The 18821-nt window shown below is 34.5% G+C and carries 21 protein-coding genes; 7 read left to right on the top strand and 14 right to left on the bottom strand.

From position 1 onward, the window contains the following. Positions 1 to 89: 89 nt before the first annotated feature. The 3 genes from pgm to A9G40_RS07680 all read right to left on the bottom strand — a co-directional run bounded on the left by pgm (position 90) and on the right by A9G40_RS07680 (position 2542). Entirely contained in the window at positions 90 to 1727 is a 1638-nt protein-coding gene (gene pgm, locus A9G40_RS07690) for a phosphoglucomutase (alpha-D-glucose-1,6-bisphosphate-dependent) (RefSeq protein WP_065582572.1), read from the bottom strand. A gap of 103 nt (positions 1728 to 1830) precedes the next feature. Further along, the gene (locus tag A9G40_RS07685) at positions 1831 to 2334 is read right to left on the bottom strand and encodes a hypothetical protein (RefSeq protein WP_065572379.1); all 504 of its coding nucleotides are present in this window, start codon (positions 2332 to 2334) and stop codon (positions 1831 to 1833) included. 22 nt (positions 2335 to 2356) lie between these two features. Further along, positions 2357 to 2542 (bottom strand): hypothetical protein, encoded by a 186-nt coding sequence (locus A9G40_RS07680; RefSeq protein ID WP_065582571.1) that lies wholly within the window; start codon positions 2540 to 2542, stop codon positions 2357 to 2359. Positions 2543 to 2708: 166 nt separating this feature from the next. Here A9G40_RS07680 and A9G40_RS07675 point away from each other — a divergent pair, with 166 nt between their 5' ends. Together A9G40_RS07675 and gloA are read left to right on the top strand one after the other, a co-directional pair. Then, the gene (locus A9G40_RS07675; RefSeq protein WP_065582585.1) at positions 2709 to 3209 is read left to right on the top strand and encodes a glycine zipper 2TM domain-containing protein; all 501 of its coding nucleotides are present in this window, start codon (positions 2709 to 2711) and stop codon (positions 3207 to 3209) included. 199 nt (positions 3210 to 3408) lie between these two features. Beyond that, on the top strand, positions 3409 to 3816 hold the full coding sequence (gloA, locus tag A9G40_RS07670) for a lactoylglutathione lyase (RefSeq protein WP_065582570.1): 408 nt from the start codon (positions 3409 to 3411) through the stop codon (positions 3814 to 3816). A gap of 51 nt (positions 3817 to 3867) precedes the next feature. Here gloA and gmk read toward each other — a convergent pair whose 3' ends face one another. Then, the gene (gmk, locus tag A9G40_RS07665; protein ID WP_065582569.1) at positions 3868 to 4500 is read right to left on the bottom strand and encodes a guanylate kinase; all 633 of its coding nucleotides are present in this window, start codon (positions 4498 to 4500) and stop codon (positions 3868 to 3870) included. Between the two features lie 669 nt (positions 4501 to 5169). Here gmk and A9G40_RS15485 point away from each other — a divergent pair. The 3 genes from A9G40_RS15485 to A9G40_RS07650 all read left to right on the top strand — a co-directional run bounded on the left by A9G40_RS15485 (position 5170) and on the right by A9G40_RS07650 (position 7038). After that, positions 5170 to 5301 carry a hypothetical protein gene (locus tag A9G40_RS15485; protein WP_255307301.1) on the top strand — a complete coding sequence of 44 codons (132 nt, stop codon included), beginning with the start codon at positions 5170 to 5172 and terminating at the stop codon, positions 5299 to 5301. A 700-nt stretch (positions 5302 to 6001) separates the two neighbouring features. Next, positions 6002 to 6697: an AzlC family ABC transporter permease gene (locus A9G40_RS07655; RefSeq protein ID WP_065582567.1), complete on the top strand. Its 696-nt coding sequence runs from the start codon at positions 6002 to 6004 to the stop codon at positions 6695 to 6697. Continuing rightward, positions 6694 to 7038 (top strand): AzlD domain-containing protein, encoded by a 345-nt coding sequence (locus A9G40_RS07650; protein ID WP_065582566.1) that lies wholly within the window; start codon positions 6694 to 6696, stop codon positions 7036 to 7038. Before A9G40_RS07655 ends, A9G40_RS07650 begins: the two co-directional genes overlap by 4 nt. A gap of 80 nt (positions 7039 to 7118) precedes the next feature. Here the strand turns inward: A9G40_RS07650 and A9G40_RS07645 are convergent, their stop codons facing one another. From A9G40_RS07645 to A9G40_RS07610, 8 genes are all read right to left on the bottom strand, one after another. Then, positions 7119 to 8021, bottom strand: coding sequence for a heme biosynthesis HemY N-terminal domain-containing protein (locus A9G40_RS07645; protein ID WP_081295799.1), 903 nt, complete (start codon positions 8019 to 8021; stop codon positions 7119 to 7121). Between the two features lie 7 nt (positions 8022 to 8028). Then, the gene (locus A9G40_RS07640) at positions 8029 to 9504 is read right to left on the bottom strand and encodes a uroporphyrinogen-III C-methyltransferase (protein WP_065582565.1); all 1476 of its coding nucleotides are present in this window, start codon (positions 9502 to 9504) and stop codon (positions 8029 to 8031) included. A 273-nt stretch (positions 9505 to 9777) separates the two neighbouring features. Then, a complete protein-coding gene (locus A9G40_RS07635) occupies positions 9778 to 10506 on the bottom strand; it encodes a uroporphyrinogen-III synthase (RefSeq protein WP_065582564.1) in 729 nt (242 codons plus the stop codon). After that, complete coding sequence (gene hemC, locus A9G40_RS07630) at positions 10503 to 11423, bottom strand: hydroxymethylbilane synthase (RefSeq protein ID WP_065582563.1); 921 nt, start codon at positions 11421 to 11423, stop codon at positions 10503 to 10505. The genes A9G40_RS07635 and hemC overlap by 4 nt, the downstream gene beginning before the upstream one ends. Positions 11424 to 11546: 123 nt before the next feature. Beyond that, positions 11547 to 12914 carry an adenylosuccinate lyase gene (gene purB, locus A9G40_RS07625; protein WP_065582562.1) on the bottom strand — a complete coding sequence of 456 codons (1368 nt, stop codon included), beginning with the start codon at positions 12912 to 12914 and terminating at the stop codon, positions 11547 to 11549. A 56-nt stretch (positions 12915 to 12970) separates the two neighbouring features. Beyond that, positions 12971 to 13609, bottom strand: coding sequence for a high frequency lysogenization protein HflD (gene hflD, locus A9G40_RS07620; RefSeq protein ID WP_065567480.1), 639 nt, complete (start codon positions 13607 to 13609; stop codon positions 12971 to 12973). Between the two features lie 13 nt (positions 13610 to 13622). Beyond that, on the bottom strand, positions 13623 to 14735 hold the full coding sequence (gene mnmA, locus A9G40_RS07615) for a tRNA 2-thiouridine(34) synthase MnmA (protein ID WP_065582561.1): 1113 nt from the start codon (positions 14733 to 14735) through the stop codon (positions 13623 to 13625). Positions 14736 to 14993: 258 nt separating this feature from the next. Beyond that, positions 14994 to 15683, bottom strand: coding sequence for a LexA family transcriptional regulator (locus A9G40_RS07610; RefSeq protein ID WP_065582560.1), 690 nt, complete (start codon positions 15681 to 15683; stop codon positions 14994 to 14996). Between the two features lie 151 nt (positions 15684 to 15834). Here A9G40_RS07610 and A9G40_RS07605 point away from each other — a divergent pair, with 151 nt between their 5' ends. Further along, positions 15835 to 16089, top strand: coding sequence for a helix-turn-helix domain-containing protein (locus A9G40_RS07605; RefSeq protein WP_065582559.1), 255 nt, complete (start codon positions 15835 to 15837; stop codon positions 16087 to 16089). 87 nt (positions 16090 to 16176) lie between these two features. Here A9G40_RS07605 and A9G40_RS07600 read toward each other — a convergent pair whose 3' ends face one another. Together A9G40_RS07600 and A9G40_RS07595 are read right to left on the bottom strand one after the other, a co-directional pair. Beyond that, the gene (locus A9G40_RS07600; protein WP_065582558.1) at positions 16177 to 16734 is read right to left on the bottom strand and encodes a YggT family protein; all 558 of its coding nucleotides are present in this window, start codon (positions 16732 to 16734) and stop codon (positions 16177 to 16179) included. A 36-nt stretch (positions 16735 to 16770) separates the two neighbouring features. After that, entirely contained in the window at positions 16771 to 17472 is a 702-nt protein-coding gene (locus A9G40_RS07595) for a YggS family pyridoxal phosphate-dependent enzyme (RefSeq protein ID WP_065582557.1), read from the bottom strand. Between the two features lie 36 nt (positions 17473 to 17508). Here A9G40_RS07595 and A9G40_RS07590 point away from each other — a divergent pair, with 36 nt between their 5' ends. Then, a complete protein-coding gene (locus A9G40_RS07590; RefSeq protein ID WP_065582556.1) occupies positions 17509 to 18453 on the top strand; it encodes a type IV pilus twitching motility protein PilT in 945 nt (314 codons plus the stop codon). Positions 18454 to 18821 lie beyond the last annotated feature (368 nt).

The raw sequence follows: 18821 nt of genomic DNA, 5'->3' as shown, positions 1-18821 counted from the left end.
GAAAATCAAAATGTTAAGTTGGAATTAAAATTGTGCTTTAAAAATAAAAAGCAACTTTAACAGTTACTTTTTATTGCAAATTCGGCTAACTATTTAATTGCTTTTGCCACAATTTCTTGCGCTTCTTGTTGAAGCGTACTTAAATGTTCGTTGCTTATAAAACTTTCAGCATAAATTTTGTAAGCATCTTCGGTTCCTGAAGGGCGAGCGGCAAACCAACCGTTTTCTGTAATCACTTTAAGCCCGCCAATTGGTGCATTATTAGCAGGTGCAGTCGTTAGGCATTGAGTAATTTTTTCGCCAGCTAGGTTGTCGGTAGTTAATTGACTAGCATCAAGTTTCGCTAGTTTTTGTTTTTCATTAAACGAGGCTGGCGCTTGAATTCGTCCATAATAAGAAACACCAAATTTTTCTTCCAGCTTTTGATATTGTTCTTGTGGATTTTTACCCAATTTAGCTGTCATTTCGGCCGCTAATAAGCATAAAATAATCCCATCTTTGTCGGTCGTCCAAACTTTACCGTTAGTTCTTAAAAATGAGGCGCCAGCACTTTCTTCGCCAGCAAAGCCTAGTTTGCCTTGGTAAAGCCCATCAGCGTACCATTTAAAGCCAACTGGGTATTCTAAGTATTTTTTGTTTAAGCTATTGGCTACTCGATCAATCATTGAGCTTGTGACTAGCGTTTTACCAATGGCGATATCTTTATGCCATTGAGGGCGATTTTGGAACAAGTAATTTACACATGTAGAAAGATAGGCATTTGGGTTCATTAGCCCGGTAGGGGTCACTATACCATGCCGATCAAAATCAGTGTCGTTGCCAAAGGCTAAATCAAATTGATCTTTTAATTTTAATAATCCAGCCATTGCCCAACGGCTTGAGCAGTCCATTCTGATCACTTCATCATGATCTAGGTGCATAAAACTAAATGTTGGATCGATGTTGTTGTTAACAATATTTAAGTTAATACCATATTTTTCGGCAATTCTAGGCCAATAAGTGATACCAGCACCACCCAATGGATCAACACCAATTTTTAGTGATGATGATTTGATGAGAGATAGATCGAGAATATTTTCAAGATCGTTAATATAATCGGTTTCGTATTCTTTCGTATGGATATAATTTGAATGTATTGCTTTGTCTAAGCTGATGCGTTTTACACCATTTAGTTTGTTTTTTAGTAATTCATTAGCGCGGTTTTCTATTTGCTTTGTAATATCAGTATCTGCAGGACCACCATTAGTTGGATTATATTTTATTCCGCCATCTTCAGGTGGGTTATGTGATGGCGTAATTACGATGCCATCGGCAAGCTGGGAATGTTTGTCTTGGTTATAGGTTAAAATAGCATGTGAAATCACTGGCGTTGGTGTATAGCCCCAATCATGAGCCATGACCACAGTTTGTTCATTAGCAACAAAAACTTCAATAACTGATTTTAATGCAAGTTCTGAAAGTGCATGGGTGTCTTGACCAATAAAGCATGGACCAGTAATGTTATTGGCTTTGCGGTATTCGGCAATGGCTTGAGCAACGGCTAATATATGAGCTTCATTAAATGTACCTTTGTTGGAACTGCCACGATGGCCAGACGTACCAAAAATGACTAATTGGCTAGCATTATCCGTATCAGGTTGGATTTGGTAATAGTTATTTTTTAAGGCTTCAACGTTAATAAGATCCGATGCTTGCGCTAGCATTCCTGCGCGGCTTTGCTTGGCCATTTTTTACTCCTCTTTCATAAACTAATATTTTATAATGGCTAAAAACATGAATTGATTGAGTTTATATCGTGTTTTTAACGCTATATGTGTTTTTATTTAACTGTTAAGGTAAAAAAGCGTTGGTAACTTGGTTTATCATTGTTTCGGATATGCCCATGTCACTCATTATCGATTCAATAATATACATTTTCCTGGCAGTATTGGTATTACTAATAACCCAATAAGGTGTGCCAGTAATTTCGCGAGGTTTGGTATTTTTACCTGATGTTTCGAGTGATAGTTTGTCTTTTGCGAGATATTGTCGTTTGCTACCATGCAATGAGGTGGCGGCAATAGCAAAGAGTGCTGGATTATAGTTATATAATGCACTAAGTAATAATATAAAACGACTAATAATAGATTTTTCGTTTGTAAAAGTGCTGCTAGTCAATAAATCATTAAAAAGAGGATAATGATTTTCTTTTTTTACGCTAGTTCGTTGTTTTGCCAATCCAGATTGGTTTATATTTAACAAACGTCGTAATATACTTGATGCGTCTTCACCAATGTGTTTAGTTTGGCCAGCAATAAATTGGTATAATTCTTCGTCGATTTCGATAGTTTTCATTATGTTACATATGCCTATTAAATTATTTTACGGAACATCCTAAAGCAGGAACTTTGCCAAGGTGTGAATCATTTGCTGTTTTATTATCTAAACAACCACCTGATGGTTGCTCAAAAGCAGCGCTATCTGTTTTTTGTGGCGCTTGATTTACATCATGACAGGCAGTTATCATAACTGATAATATTACTTGAAAAAATAACCGTTTCATATATTCATTATATGCTTAATAAAATATTGCGCTGAGTATAACCTAACTTAGGCATAAATTGTATTGGCTATTGATAAAATAATGAAAATGGTATTGTCGTTTTTCAAAAACAATATTATCCTAAACAATGTATAACGAGTTTATACGAATATTACATGAGGAATTAATTATGAAAAAAATCGTCACATTAACTATTTTAGCTGCACTTATATCTGGATGTAGCAATAGTGATCTCTATTCTGGCGATGTATATACGGCTGATCAAGCAAAACAAGTTCAACAAGTGAGTTATGGTACAGTTGTTTCTGTACGACCAGTTAAAATTCAAGCTAATGCGTCAAATGGCAAGAGTGAAAACGTAGCGGGTAGTTTAGGTGGTGCTGTTCTAGGTGGTGTTTTAGGCAATACCATTGGCGATGGCACTGGTCGAGTGTTAGCCGCTGCTACAGGTGCTATTGGTGGTGCAATTTTGGGCGATGCAATTCAAAATAAAGCCAGTCAAGCTGAAGGGGTTGAATTAGAAATTAAACAGAATAATGGATCAAATATTGTTATTGTTCAAAAAGGTTCTCCTAATGATTTCTTTGTTGGTCAACCTGTTCGTTTAGTTACTAACGGTAAGCAAATTAGCGCTTCACCTCGTAGTTTTAAAAATTCAATAAAATAAGAGTTTTTAACTTTTAATAAATTGTATGTGATTTTCGATTGAATTTTGCTCATCTTTATGGTGAGCAACATGTTAATTTTATTCGCTTTTTGTGATTATTTTTTATCATACATTCTTAATCTGCAACAAATATTTGCCTGTCTAAGCACTAACGTATAAACTCACCACAAATTTTAATGTGATAAGGAGCAATAAAGTAATGCGTATATTACATACCATGATCCGCGTTGGTGATCTACAACGTTCAATTGATTTTTATACTCGTATAATGGGAATGCGTGTGTTAAGAACCAGTGAAAATACTGAATATCAATATTCATTAGCTTTTGTTGGTTATGGTGATGAAACTATCAGTTCAGTTATTGAGTTAACTTATAACTGGGGCACTGATCAATATAAACATGGTTCGGCATTTGGTCATATTGCAATTGGTGTTGATGATGTTGCTAAAATGTGTCATGACGTGAAACAAGCAGGCGGTAAAGTTATCCGTGAAGCCGGACCAGTTAAAGGGGGCACAACTATTATTGCTTTTGTTGAAGATCCTGATGGCTATAAGTTAGAGTTAATTCAAAACGATCAGGCCGATAGAGGATTAGGTCATTAATTTATTCTATCAATGATATCGCACTGATATTTAGGCGATATCATATATGTTTTAATTTGAATGGTTTGCCAATAAATCTGCTAATAATTGTTTATTGATAACAGTTTGTTTTGATTGCTCTAAACTAGCTGTGGTAATTATTGCGCTTAAGGCATTTAACGATATATTAAAATCGTCATTGATAATGACATAGTCATACTCGTTATAATGCGAAATTTCAGCCTGTGCTTTTTTCATTCGTTTGGCAATGATATTATTGTCATCTTGCCCACGCTTTACTAGCCGATTTTCAAGCTCTTTTAGTGAGGGTGGTAATATAAATATACTTTTTGCATCAGGCATTTTTTTGCGTACTTGCCTAGCACCTTGCCAATCAATATCTAAAAAAACATTAGTCCCTTGCGATAGGCTTTGCTCGATTTCGGCTTTAGATGTGCCATAATAATGGTCAAAAACGTTAGCATATTCAACAAATGCCTGCTTGGCAATTAATGATTCAAAGTGCTCATGATCCACAAAATAATAATGCTCGCCATGTGCTTCACCAGGGCGAGGGGTGCGCGTTGTATGCGAAATTGATACTTTGGCTGGGTGCAAATTACTTTGGGAAAGGTAAGCTTGAATTAAACTTGATTTACCAGCACCACTTGGCGCTGAAACAATAAATAGAGTTCCTGTATACATAGATTGGTTTATCACTTTTAATAAATAAATGCTTTTTAATTGTCAAAGATGCTTTTGTAAATATTATAGCAAAATAAAAAAATAGATAGAGTTCTATATCTATTTTTGATATTGGATCGTGCAATTTTTATTACTTATCATTACTTTTTTATGTGATTTAGGTAAAGCCATTTTACAAAAATCGCTTAAAACATATTAGTTAACAATATTTTGCTAAAAATTAATCATTGCATTGATTTGATTATGCCAACATTAGCTATTTGCTTAGCTCCTTATAAATTGATCGTGTCAACGAGTGCTCTTTACGTACAAACTCTTTATGGTATGCCTAATCAGGGGAAGATGGTGGTAGGTTTGTTTATTATATCAAATCTAAAGTTATTGAAGATAAGTATTGTTATGGCGATAAGATTTATACTAGACCTAACCTTGAAAAAATTTAAATCGTTGGGATGATAAATGAAAAAAGGATCTGGTAATAGGGCGGTAAGAAAAACGAGGGTTTAAATTGCAGGATATTAATCAGCCATATTTCAATTTTCCTCGCAGTGGAGCCAATGGGCTATTTTTTAAATTATTTGCTCCAAAATAAAATAGGATAAATTAAGCTATAGCAAAACCCCAGCAAATTCGAGTATTAGTTTAATTATTAGCGATGACGTTGAAGGTGTGCCAAAGGAAGGTGTGCCAAAGATAGATTTATTCGGCCCAACACATGATGTAAACAAAGCAACCGCAGTCAGTGCTGTGCCAACCACATTTATTATCTATACAGCGAGGAAAAAACAAAACCGTGTATAGTTTTTAAGATTGATAAATGGTATATCACTAAAAAATCTAAAGTTGAAGCGTATTTTATACGAGAAAAAGTACAAGCATATCGCGATTCAATAGGTTATAGGTTGCCACTAGGCGCAGAATTAACTAACGCATACCCCAAATATTGGGGTAAAGGTACTAATTTTAGTCCTAATTACTATTATCGTAAGGTTGGGGGAGGTTATTTACTGAGTTGAGTAATTTGATGGGGTATTGCCCAAATAGTAGTTTTTGGTTGACGATTTTATGCTGAATTAATAGAACCAAATAAACGTAGTTTTCCGTGGGTAGTAACATCCAATGTTGGACAGATAAAGGGCATTCAATATTCAAGAGCGGTTTGTGTTAATGGAAAGTAGGGCTTTATAGTTAACTTTTTGGTTTTGAATGTCTTGGTATAAATATTATAAGCAGAGGAAATGTAGTTGCATTGTGCTACTGCATTTTATTTTAGAGTAATAAACTATAGATAAGGCATTGATTCTTAATTGTTATTTTGCCTATTGTTGATTGATTTAATTTCTAACAATAGGTGAGCTTTTGCAAAATCAAAAATATCGTAAATCAATTAATAATTCATTGCATTTATTTTTATATTCAAGCAAACTGCCGATACTTTGGGTAAATCAACCCGCTTATTGATAATTTACGATAATACAATGTTTATTTTTAGGTGGTTGTTATGTCATTAACATTTAAAGATGGAGTTTATGCCTGTATTCCAACATTATTGGGTTACATCGGTATCGGTATTGCTGCAGGCATTGTGGGCAAATCAGCAAACTTGTCAGTATTTGAAATTACGTTGCTGGCTATTATCGTTTATGCTGGCGCAGCACAATTTATTATTGCTGGATTAATGATGGTCGCTACACCCATTTCGACCATTATTTTTACTACTTTTTTAATTAATTCACGTCATTTCTTAATGAGCATGGCAACAGCCCCCATTTTTCGCAAGTTTTCACTATTTAATAATATTGGTATTGGTAGCTTATTGACTGACGAAAGTTTTGCTGTTGCTATGAATGCTATTGCTAATAAAGAGCCTATTAACGCAGCTTGGATGCATGGACTTAACTTAACCGCTTATACTACTTGGATTTTATCTTGCTTATTGGGTGCTTTAATTGGTGAATGGTTACCCGATCCTGCTCTGTTCGGTTTAGATTATGCTCTAGTAGCCATGTTTATTGGTTTGTTATATTTGCAATTAATTGGTGATAAAAGTAAGCATTTTAAAAATCGAATTTTAGCAATGCTAACGGTTGCAGTTACGCTTATTTTGTTAATGCGCTTTGTATCTCCTGAAATGGCTATTTTAATCAGTACGCTTATCGGTTGTTTTATGGGGATGGTAATGGAGCGTGATGTATGACAATGTATAGCTTATTAATTATTTTCGGTTGTGGGTTAGTGACTTGGTTGCCGAGAATTATTCCATTTTTATTGGTTCGGAAATTGCAGCTACCTAATAGTGTAATTCAGTTTTTGTCGTATGTACCTTTATGTATTTTAACTGCACTGTTTGTGCAAAATTTATTTGTAGCAAAACAAGGACAGTTTCCTACTTTTAATATAGAGTATTGCTTAGCAACAATTCCAACTGTCATTATTGCTTTTGTAACCAAAAATTTAATGTTTATTGTGGTTGCTGGTATATGCTTTATGGCGTTAATTCGTTACTTTATGTTTGATTTTACGTTATTCGATAATTAATTTCTAATTACGATGTATAAAGGCTATTTTAAGCACAAATAAAAAACAGGGCATTTGCCCTGTTTTTTATTTGTGCGCTTTTATGTTCTTTCTTTTGGTTCTAGCTTATTTATCGACTTTAATAACTTTTCTGCCTCATTGGTTTGGCCTAATTGATTAAAACTATCGGCTACCGCTTTTTGATAAGTAATATTATTTAAGATGGCTCGGGGTTGTGAGTGCCACCATTTTACTAGCGCTTGAGGATCATCGCTAGCTGAAAGTTGTTTAATTCGGCCAATATAGGCTGTTTGTTTAAGCTGATCTAATCGCAATTCGCTATACGCTTTAGCTTTATACATTGCTGGCAATAGGTCTATGATTGCTTGATAATCGCCCATTTCGTAATAAAGTTGATCAGCTAGTCTAAGCACTTCACCATTGCGTGGTTTTTCGTTTAATAGTTGATTCAATGTCATTCTTGCAGCAGTGTATTCGTGGTTTTTTATTTGTAAGCGAATCTGTACCAATTGAAAGGTAAATAAATCTTTTGATTGGCAACTTTTAGCAGCTTGCTCAAGAGATTGATTTGCTTCAATTAATTCATTATTATTGATTTGAGCTTGGGCTGCAAGTAAATACGATAAAGTGATATTTTTTGCCCCTTTAGCGCTTTTTACAAAAAGTTTAGCAGCTTGCTTATAATCGCCCTCAAGCAATAAGGTTTGTGCTTGTTCAATGCGTTTTATTGATTTTTTTGGTGAATGTAAGCTTAGCCAATTGCCTAATGCCGTTTTAGAACTAAATATTTTACTAAAAAAACAATAAATTAGGTAAAGGAAAAGCAACCCAATTAATTCAAATATCATAAATGAATTAAACGACATGCTAATACGATAATTAGCAAATTCAAATACCGCTGAGCCTTGCTGCCCTTGTAATAATGGCCCAAGAAACAATCCACCGACTAGCACTAAGAAAATAATTAGTATTTTTATCATCATTATTCTCCTATTTTGCTAACATTGAACGAACACGGGTTTGCATCAGTTTTTCAAGCTCGCCGATGCTAGCTAGGTCTTCAGGGACATTTTGATTACTGATAGATTGATTTTGTAAGCTTTCAAGTTCATTAATGAATGCTTTCACGCTTGGCGCATTACCATCAAAATAGGCATTAACCCAAATAGCTGCATCGCTAAGTGCTCGTTGGTAAATAAGTTCTTGATGTCTTGGTACTGCTTGTGCTGCAATCAATAGGCGGAAACGAATATTTTCTCGCAGGTAGAGTGATTGTTCTAAACTCAGTGGTGCTTTTAAAATTTGGCATTTTGTGATTTGTTTTTCATCTTTGCCAGCTTGTTCTAAGCATGCTTTAAAATTGTTATCTTTATCGTCAAGTTTTTCAATAGTAATGAATTTATCCATAAAGGTCTTAGCACTGCTTAACAAATTGCTGGACCACTCACTAATTGATGATGATAACTCATTATTATTGTTATCAACTACATTATTGGAATTCGCCTGTACAGTATTGCTTGTGGTATCAACATTTTGGGATTTACTATTATAGTTGTTTACATTTGTAGTATCTTCGCTATATAGCGTCATACCAAGGTCAATATCTTTATAATTGCCAACTAAAGGTAATTCGGTAAGTGATTCTGACAGACCAATTAAGTTAATAATAATACCATCAGTATCAATAAAACTTACTTGAGCGAGCGAATTGATATCTTTATCAATAGCTTGCCTTGCAGGTAGTAAGCTCGAATCCTCAGCTTGTACAAGGCTTTGATCTGCACTTTTTAGTAGTAATCGTGCTGATGTGTAATCTTGGTCATTCCATATTTTACGACCTGCTAAATGTACTAAATAATTTGCTTGTGAAATTAACCAAACATTGTGATCGGTGGTGGACATAGCAGCTAAGCGTTCATTAATTTTTTGCAAGTTTTGTTCAGTAAGTTTTAATGAATCATTAAATTGATTGCTTAATTGCTGTTGCTTTTCTTGCTGATCGCCAAGTTCACGCTCAACACGCTGTTCTAACGAGTTAAATTGTTGGTTTTGCTTATTGATTGCATCGTTAATACTATCTTGTAAATCAGTTGTGATGCTTTGTTTTGTTGTTTGTTTTAAATTTGCCAATTCAGTTTGCAATGTCGAAATGACCTTTTTTTGCTGCTTAATTTGCTGATGACCATAATAAAAACCAAAACCACTTAAGCAAACGGTTAATGCTATAGCAATTATCGATAGCTTTGAAGTAGGAGCACAGCTACTGTTGGCGTTGTTGTTATTAATTGACTTGGGTTGAGCCTTAGATTCTACAGGTGGGTAAGGTTGTGGGTCTGTTGAATTTCTTTTGTCTTCTTTCATAGTCTTATTTGCTTTATTTTGAGTCGCAGTTGTTGATGGTTGACTAAATGAAGTTGTGCTTATTGTTGATAGTGTTGCATTGGCGCCATAGTATCTTGGTGACATAAATGACCTCATTTAGATTTATTAGAAATTTATATTGGCATTATGACACAGAGTTAATCTAGTTTTAAATAAATTTTGATTATTCTTTTATTGAAAAATATCATATACTATTTTTAAGTAGCTTGTTTATTATTAAATTGACTTGATTTTATTTTTAGATTAACAACAGCCTGCTCGAAGTCGAGTACCATTTTTCTCAGTATCTATTGATCATTCACCTTGCACCTCTAATGGCTTTACGTCGCATATGAACATCGCATTAATCTATTTTTATTATGTAGTTATAGCATGGTTTATTGTTACAGCCTCAAACAGATTTTGATTATTTGCACTATTGACTAGTAGAATTTTTTGCCATTTGAGTTGTTTGGCTTTTGCAAAGATTCGTTGGCTTGTGACAACAAGATTAACATGCATTTTATGTTTAAGATTGCTATATAACTCAAGCCGAATTAAGTGTTCTAGACTGGTAATAATGATGATTTGATTTTCAGTATTTCTAGAGAATATATTAGATGGATAGTTGATTGGCCTGCGATCATAACACGCTATAGATTTAACCTTAGCTTTTCGATTTGTTAATGTTTGTGCTAATAATTGCCGTCCCGAATTGCCACATAAAATTAAAATGGTATGGTTCTGTACAGATTCTTGTTGAAGTTTTTCCAATAACCCTTCGCTATTTTCTTTTTCGGGATAGTTGATTTTAGCTGTAGTGAATTGGCTGAATAATTGTGCTGACTTTTTGCCTATTGCGTAATAACGAATGTTAGCTGGCAATATTAGATTTGAAAAATGTGCATTAATAACATGCGTAACTTGCGGTGAAACAACAATGACTATATCGTTGGGTACAAGATTATTGAATTGTTCTTGTAAATTTAGAAGCCCATTTCCTTGTGAGATTTTAAAAAATGGGAGATGTTGCGCTGGCAAGTTTGCTTGATTAAATAGTTGGGCAAGCTTTTCACCCTCTGGAGAGGGTCTGGTTACAAAAATCATTTTTGATGTAATTCCTGTAATATTGTTTTTGCACCTTGTTTTAGCAGGCAATTTGCTAGCTCTTGTCCTAGCCTTTCTGCTTCGGTTAAACTACCTTTTAACGAGGCTTTGATTATGTTAGAACCATCAATGCATCCAACAAGGCCCTCTAATAATAAGGTATTATTATTTAATTGACTATAGCAAGCAATGGGGACTTGGCAACCACCTTGTAAGGCTTTATTCATCGCTCTTTCAGCTTGGATACAAATGTGGCTATTTTTATCATCAAGCACTGAAAGAATATCTAATATTTGCTTGTCATTTATTCTTGTTTCAATGCCAATCGCACCCTGTCCAACAGCAGGTAAAATTAAGCTGGTATCAATATATTGTTTGATTCTGCCATCTAATGCCAACCGTTTTAAGCCAACTGCAGCTAAAATAATTGCATCATACTCATTATTGTCGAGCTTCGCTAAACGAGTGCCGACATTACCTCGAAGTTCTTTAATTTGTAAATGTGGATATTTAGCTCGCAATTGACATTGACGTCGTAAACTTGATGTGCCAACCACTGCATTATTGGGTAGTTCATCTAGGTTTGAATATTTATTTGAAATAAACGCATCACGTACATCATCTCGTTTGCAAATTGTCGTGAGAGCTAGCCCTTCGGGAAACTCAGCCGGAATATCTTTTATCGAGTGGACAGCAATATCTGCCTCATTATTTAATATTGCTTGTTCTAGTTGTTTAACAAAAAGGCCTTTTCCTCCAATTTTTGATAGTGGGCTATCAAGTAATACATCACCTTTAGTTGTCATAGGGAGCAAATCCACCGTTAAATTTGGGTGAGCAGCTAATAGCTGTTGCTTAACAAAATTAGCTTGCCATAGAGCTAGAGGGCTTTTTCGTGTTGCAATGCGAATATTCAATTACAGTTTCCTATCTCTACAAATTATATACTTTTATTTGACTCAATTAATGAGTTTATTTTACAGCCTGAAAGGTTTGCAGTAGTTCGTTTCAGGCTATTTATTAAATTTAAGCGGTTATTATTATAGTTTGTCAACAAAACTCGTTGCGTAACCGATATAGTTAGCAGGGGTTAGCTGTTTTAATCGTATTTTTTCAGCTTCGGGCAAAGCTAAAGAGTCGATAAACAGTTTAATGTCTTGTGCATCAACACGTTTCCCTCTAGTTAATTCTTTTAATTTTTCGTAGGGTTTTTCTATTCCATAACGACGCATAACTGTTTGAATAGGCTCGGCAAGCACTTCCCAATTACAGTTAAGCTCTTCAAGTAAATAAGCCTCGTTGACTTCAAGTTTATTTAATCCTTTTAAAGTTGATTGGTAAGCGATAATGGCATAACCAATGCCAACTCCAAGATTACGTAAGACTGTTGAGTCAGTTAGATCGCGTTGCCAGCGAGAAATTGGCAATTTGCTGCCTAAATGTTTTATGATAGCATTGGCAAGCCCTAAGTTGCCCTCTGAGTTTTCAAAGTCAATCGGGTTAACTTTATGTGGCATTGTAGAAGAGCCTATTTCACCTGCAATAGTCTTTTGCTTGAAGTGATTTAATGCAATATAGCCCCAAATATCACGATCAAAGTCGATTAGAATGGTATTAAAGCGTGCTACACAATCAAAGAATTCTGCAATATAGTCATGAGGTTCGATTTGTGTGGTATAAGGATTCCATGTTAGCCCTAGTGAGTAAACAAAATCTTCACTGAATTTATGCCAATTTACTTGTGGATAAGCCACAATATGTGCATTATAGTTGCCTGTCGCTCCGTTAATTTTCCCCAATATTTCAACCGATTGTAACTGTTTTAATTGGCGTTTTAGGCGGTAAGCTACATTGGCAAATTCTTTACCGATTGTTGTGGGTGTAGCTGGTTGACCGTGTGTTCTTGAAAGTAGTGGTAAGTCCCGATAAGCTTTTGCTTGTGCGGTAATGTTATCAATTAGCTTATTCCAATAGGGAATTAAGACAGACTCTTTAGCTGTTTTTAGCATTAATGCATAAGATAAGTTGTTAATGTCTTCTGATGTGCAGGCAAAATGAATAAATTCATTGATTGCGTGTAATTCCTCGTTAGTGCTGACCTTTTCTTTTAAATAATACTCCACCGCTTTGACATCATGATTGGTTGTTTTTTCAATTTTTTTAATGCGATTTGCATCTTGTTCACTAAATTGTTCAATAATTTGGTTCAGATGATTGATAGCTGATTGGCTTAAGGCTGGAATTTCTAAAATATCTGCTTGTGAGGCTAATTTTTTTAGCCAACAAATCTCGACTTGGACACGGTATTTTAATAAACCATATTCGCTAAAAATGGTGCGTAATTCTCTTGTTTTTTCGCCATAACGCCCATCAATAGGAGAAAGGGCTGTAAGTGCAGATAATTCCATCGGTTTAACTCCGTTGCTATTTTGAAATATCAGTTATAAAGTGTAAGCTAGTTTGCTCAATTAATTTGCTCTAATAGCTGCTGTGCAGCGCTACAAATGCGCTTGCGGTTAAAAATAAGTTGAAAACGATTGCCACCAACTTGATACCATAAAATGGCGGATCGAACACAACCCAAAAGTGCTGTTCTTACTTTAGCTTGCACTAATGTGTTTTGCAAAAACTCGACTTTGCCAATCACTTTAATTTTAGTTGATATAGGGCTGATGATATCGGAATAAATTCCCGCTAAAGAATAAGATAGGTCATCAATATGAGCTCTAACAATTTCATCACTTATATCGGGATAAAGTGATGATATACGTTTTAATCGCTGATCTATCTTATCTAATGCGTCATTATTTTTTAGTAGTTTGCTTGTAATGCTAAGTGTGCCAAACAGGTAACGAATAATTTGGGTTTGTTCTTTTTGTCCCGATGATAATAGTTGTATTAATGTTTGTAATCCTGTTTTGATGTTTTCAATGCCATCATAAACATCGTCTGTAGTCTTTGGAGTAATTTTAAAAACGCTTTTTATTGCTTGTTCATAAATTATGGTACTGCAAACACCAGTGTTAGCAAGTTGAGGCACTAATATTGCGCTTTGTACAGCACCAGCAAGCGCAATAGCAATATGATGGTATTTATTATTCACTTTTTAGAACTCCTTACTTACTGCCTTTTATTCGTTCTTCTATAATACCACCACCAAGGCACACCTCGCCGTTATAAAATACTGCTGATTGACCTGGCGTTACAGCTGCAACAGGGCTATCAAAAATAACTTCGATTTTGTCATCAGTTAATGGAGTAACTTGGCAGGCTATGTCTTGTTGGCGGTAGCGTGTTTTTACGGTACAACTAAATGGCTGGGTTACCACTTTACGGTCAACCCAATGTAGTTGCTGCGCAGTTAACCCATTTGAAAACAGTGCGGGGTGATCATGACCTTGCGCTACAATCAATTCGTTATTGGTTAGATCTTTATCAACAACATACCATGGCGTGTCATCTGCCTGTTTCAGTCCACCAATTCCTAAGCCTTTTCGTTGTCCTAACGTATGATACATAAGGCCTTGATGCTGACCAATCACCTCGCCATTGACAGTACGAATTTTACCTGCTTGAGCGGGTAAATATCGTGCTAAAAAGTCACTAAATTTGCGTTCTCCAATAAAACAGATACCAGTTGAGTCTTTTTTAGTTGCAGTAACTAGACCAAGTTGCTGTGCAATTTTACGCACTTCAGGTTTTTCAAGTTCACCAACGGGAAATAAACTTTGATGGATTTGCGATTCACTAAGAGTATAGAGAAAATAACTCTGGTCTTTATTGTTGTCGATACCTCGCAGTAACTCAACTTTATTATCTACTTCTCGTTTGCGTACATAATGTCCAGTTGCAATGTAATCAGCACCAAGATCTTCAGCTGCGTATTCAAGAAATGCTTTAAATTTAATTTCTTTATTACATAAAATATCAGGGTTTGGTGTGCGTCCTGCTTTGTATTCAGATAAAAAATGTTCAAAAACATTATCCCAATACTCGGCAGAAAAATTAATAGTATGTAGTTTAATGTTTAATTTATCACAAACAGCTTGGGCGTCTGCTAAGTCAGCAGCGGCTGAGCAATATTCTTCTGTGTCGTCCTCTTCCCAGTTTTTCATAAATAGTCCAACAACATTATATCCTTGTTGTTGTAATAAATAAGCAGAGACAGAAGAGTCAACACCACCAGACATACCGACAACGACTTTTTTTTGAGTGTTTATATTTGGCATAATGATTATATTAATAGGTAAAATTAATAAAAAAATTTGATGTTAATTTTAACATAACTAGAGGAAAAAAGCATAAAGTTATGCTAATAGCGATTGTCATGTTAGTTTGGTTTTTGCGTTAATATTGTACTAAACCGCATTTTTTCTGAAAGTTTTGATATTTTATCATCCACGGAAAAAAACGATATCACAAGGAATTAAAACAGCCTTATTAGTTCAAATTCATAAAGCTGTTTTTATTTAGATACTTAATTAGAGTTAGTTAAGATCTTTCAATAAGTAAACAACAAGACCTATAATTTTAAAGTCTTGAGATTCAGATTTATCACCAATGATTGCAGGGTACTTAGGGTTGTCACAAAGTAACGCTAAATTAGCACCTTGATTTTGAATGCGCTTAATACTAATTTGATCCTCATATTCTACCGCATATAAGTAGCCATCAATCGGTTTGCAATAGGTTTTGTTGATAATAAGAATATCATGGTTTGATATTGTAGGTTCCATACTGTCACCTTTTGCCCATACCGCAGCTAAGTCTTCGTAGTCACAGCATTGATGTTTTATTAAGTTAATATCAAAAGGAATTGATTCAATTTTTGAATAAGATTTATTCGTTTCGTTTAAATGGTGAAATGGGATATGCACAAAACTGCGACGTTCGGATTCTGGCAATAAACGGCATTCACCTTTACCTGTTACTAGCCACTCAATCGGAATATCGCATTTTTGGGCAATAATAGCTAGTCTATTTAATGCTGGATAGGTTTTCCCTGACAGGTAATCCCGTATTACAGCTTCCGACATACCAACTTTTTTAGCAAAGGCATTACCTGATATACCTTCTAATACTAGATTTAATCTATTTCTAAAATTAATTACTCCTGTATCGGTTAGTGCTCGTGTTTTTTCTTTTTCATATTGTTTTTTTATGTTGTTTTTGGCCATTTTATGTCCCTTTCCATGTGTTTTTTTGTTTTTGTTATTTTAATTCATTTTTTTATGTGCTATTCTTTGCTAGGTGATTTCTTATATTTTGAGCATTGTAATACCGATAATCTTTACAATAGCAAAAATTTAACTAATAGAGGATCTCATAATGAGAGGACAAGATCAAGACTGGACACCATCTAGAGTTGTAGGTGAAATTAAAATAAGAGGGGGTAATTTAAGAGCATTGTCGAGAGCTAGCGGATTGCAGGCCGATACTTTGAGAAATGCATTATATCGACATTGCCCTAAATACGAGCGAATTATTTCTGAATATTTGCAAGTTCCTGTTGAAAAAATTTGGCCATCACGTTATCAATCAAAAGGTCAAAATAATATAAATATAAAAAATACTAAAATGTGATTATTTTGTTTTTTTGCAAAATATACTGTGAATTATATTGAGGTTTACAAATAATCTGAGGGAGCTATTGCTCCCTTTTATTTTGTTTTAAAGTAATAACCACAAATAGCCAAAAATATCGACAGCGAACATATTTAAAAACATCAGAATAAACACAAAAATCATAAATGAAATATCAATCATACCAATCGGTGGCACAATACGTCGTATAGGTGCAATAAAAGGTTCCGTTAACTGAGCAAGAAGCTCATCTGCATTTGATTGCCCGCGACTAACCCAACTTAAAACTGCTCGAAATAACAATAGCCAAAATAATAAATATCCAAACGCATGAGCTATTGCTGCAAGAGCATAGAGAAGATATTCACTAGACCAAATTGGCGTGTTAATTATTCCATAATGACAAATAAAAATAGTTTTAATCAATGCAAATAGGTATAACAGCAACCAAGTAGCGGTATCTATACGTCCAATTGATGGAATAGCTTTACGTAATGGGCCAATAACGGGTTGAGTAATGCGAACAATAAATTGGGTAAAAGGGGTATAGAAATTTACACGTACCCGTTGCATCCATAAGCGTAAAATTAAAATATATAAACATGCCGTTAAGACCGATTTCCCTAAAAAATAAAGTGATGTCATTTAAAACTCCTTAACTAAATATATTTTGGCAATATATCACAAATACTGTCTTGCCCCAAAGATAGCAGTACCAATACGAACCATCGTGCTACCTGCAACAATCGCAGCTTGCATGTCGCTACTCATGCCCATGGATAATGTGTCCATAAATGGATAATCAGCTTGTAAAGAATGCAAAAGTTTCTGCATTTTGGTAAAGACATTTAATTGTTTGCCAAAATCATCTTCTATTTCAGGAATGGCCATTAATCCGCGTAAATTTAGATTGGGTAGCACAATAATTTGTTTTACTAAACCCGCAACTTCTTCAGGAGCAACTCCTGACTTACTGGCTTCTTGGCTAATATTGACTTGAATTAGTACATTTAATTTAGCCATGGATGTAGGACGCTGATCATTTAAACGTTGAGCAATTTTAAAGCGATCAATGGTATGCATCCAGTCAAAATTTTCTGCCACTAATTTACTTTTATTCGACTGTAAAGGCCCAATAAAATGCCAAGTTAAAAGTTGGGATGACATAGTTTTTTTGAAATATTGGATCTTTTCTATGCCTTCTTGAACATAATTTTCACCAAAAGAAAATTGTCCAGCACTTATTGCTTCTGTGATCTGTTGTACTGGTTTAGTTTTACTAACTGCAATAAGTTCTATTGTATTGGGATCTCGTTTGCATTTTGATGCAATTGTTTCAATTTCATTTCTAATAGCCAATAAATTGTCATGTATTGTATTCATTTTTATTCCCAATTAATAATTATTAGGTTAATTGTAATGTTAAACTCGATATTAGCGCTTAGTGTAACGCAAAATGCTTCAGATTTGCATCTTTCAAGTGGCGAAGCTGTACGAATTCGCATTAATGGGCAACTTCAGCTTTTATCAAAAGAAAAATTGTTATCATTAAATTTGGAAATTGAATTATTAAAGTTACTAAACGAAGTGCAAAAAAAACAATTACAACAAAATAGACAAATCGATTTGGCCTATCAAGCTGCTGGAATAGGTCGATTTAGGGTCAATATTTTTTATCAACAACGAGGCATTTCGGCTGTATTTCGAATAATTAAAAACTATATTCCCGATCTATCTGAGATAGGCGCACCAGAGGTTTTTAAGAAACTAATAAAGTACGAAACAGGTATAATATTAGTTACTGGTTCGACCGGAAGTGGTAAATCAACCACGCTTGCATCATTAATTCAGCACATCAATTTGACCCAATCTAAGCACATTATTACACTAGAGGATCCTATTGAATTTATCTATCAAAGTCAAAATTCATTAGTTCAGCAAAGAGAACTTACTTATTTTGATCATGCCATTATTGATAGTATTTTAAGGCAAGATCCTGATATTATATTATTAGGTGAATTACGCAATAAACACGCAATTCAAGCAGCATTAACTGTCGCTGAAACTGGTCATTTAGTTTTTGCTACTTTGCATACAAATTCTGCTATTCAAAGCATAAATCGTATGATTGATGTATTTGAAAGCAACTCACATGATTTTATCCGTACACAATTAGCTAACAGTTTAAGAGCTGTTATAAGCCAAAAACTAGTGCCTACCGAACAAGGACGTAAAGCGTTGTTTGAAATTCTAATCAATACGCCAGCTATTAGTAATTTGATTAGTGAAGGAAAAATTAAACAAATTTTTTCGATTATGCAGACCGGGCAACAGTATGGCATGCAAATTATGGCTGATAATTAGTGATTAGCTATTATACAGTTCTATGCCAATCTAATTTTTGAATGATAACAACGAATAAATAAAAGTAGATCTTTACAAATCTTTACAAAAAATAGTTTTTTTTATTTTTTAACTGTGTGCTTTTTAGTTATAATTGAGCGATTCTTATATATTCTATTTATGAAAGCGATTCACCTAGTCTAGGTATTATAAAATTAGCTAACAAATTAAATTTATTAAATAAATTTAATTTGTTAGGAAGCTGTAACTTGAAAAATGGAAGGAAAATGATATAATGTTAGTACAGGCACACAGGCACACAGGCACACAGGCACACAGGCACACAGGCACACAGGCACACAGGCACACAGGCACACAGGCACACAGGC

The sequence above is a fragment of the Gilliamella sp. Nev3-1 genome (assembly GCF_001690435.1).
Taxonomy (GTDB): domain Bacteria; phylum Pseudomonadota; class Gammaproteobacteria; order Enterobacterales; family Orbaceae; genus Gilliamella; species Gilliamella apicola_C.
Note: the sequence above shows the minus strand (reverse complement) of the source record. Positions and strands in the feature narration are given on the sequence as shown.

Bases quoted from the DNA above. Each gene is read 5' to 3' on its own strand.
- pgm (WP_065582572.1), bottom strand. From the start codon at position 1,727: ATGGCCAAGCAAAGCCGCGCAGGAATGCTAGCGCAAGCATCGGATCTT.
- A9G40_RS07685 (WP_065572379.1), bottom strand. From the start codon at position 2,334: ATGAAAACTATCGAAATCGACGAAGAATTATACCAATTTATTGCTGGC.
- A9G40_RS07680 (WP_065582571.1), bottom strand. From the start codon at position 2,542: ATGAAACGGTTATTTTTTCAAGTAATATTATCAGTTATGATAACTGCC.
- gloA (WP_065582570.1), top strand. From the start codon at position 3,409: ATGCGTATATTACATACCATGATCCGCGTTGGTGATCTACAACGTTCA.
- gmk (WP_065582569.1), bottom strand. From the start codon at position 4,500: ATGTATACAGGAACTCTATTTATTGTTTCAGCGCCAAGTGGTGCTGGT.
- A9G40_RS07655 (WP_065582567.1), top strand. From the start codon at position 6,002: ATGTCATTAACATTTAAAGATGGAGTTTATGCCTGTATTCCAACATTA.
- A9G40_RS07650 (WP_065582566.1), top strand. From the start codon at position 6,694: ATGACAATGTATAGCTTATTAATTATTTTCGGTTGTGGGTTAGTGACT.
- A9G40_RS07645 (WP_081295799.1), bottom strand. From the start codon at position 8,021: ATGATGATAAAAATACTAATTATTTTCTTAGTGCTAGTCGGTGGATTG.
- A9G40_RS07640 (WP_065582565.1), bottom strand. From the start codon at position 9,504: ATGTCACCAAGATACTATGGCGCCAATGCAACACTATCAACAATAAGC.
- A9G40_RS07635 (WP_065582564.1), bottom strand. From the start codon at position 10,506: ATGATTTTTGTAACCAGACCCTCTCCAGAGGGTGAAAAGCTTGCCCAA.
- purB (WP_065582562.1), bottom strand. From the start codon at position 12,914: ATGGAATTATCTGCACTTACAGCCCTTTCTCCTATTGATGGGCGTTAT.
- mnmA (WP_065582561.1), bottom strand. From the start codon at position 14,735: ATGCCAAATATAAACACTCAAAAAAAAGTCGTTGTCGGTATGTCTGGT.
- A9G40_RS07610 (WP_065582560.1), bottom strand. From the start codon at position 15,683: ATGGCCAAAAACAACATAAAAAAACAATATGAAAAAGAAAAAACACGA.
- A9G40_RS07605 (WP_065582559.1), top strand. From the start codon at position 15,835: ATGAGAGGACAAGATCAAGACTGGACACCATCTAGAGTTGTAGGTGAA.
- A9G40_RS07600 (WP_065582558.1), bottom strand. From the start codon at position 16,734: ATGACATCACTTTATTTTTTAGGGAAATCGGTCTTAACGGCATGTTTA.
- A9G40_RS07595 (WP_065582557.1), bottom strand. From the start codon at position 17,472: ATGAATACAATACATGACAATTTATTGGCTATTAGAAATGAAATTGAA.
- A9G40_RS07590 (WP_065582556.1), top strand. From the start codon at position 17,509: ATGTTAAACTCGATATTAGCGCTTAGTGTAACGCAAAATGCTTCAGAT.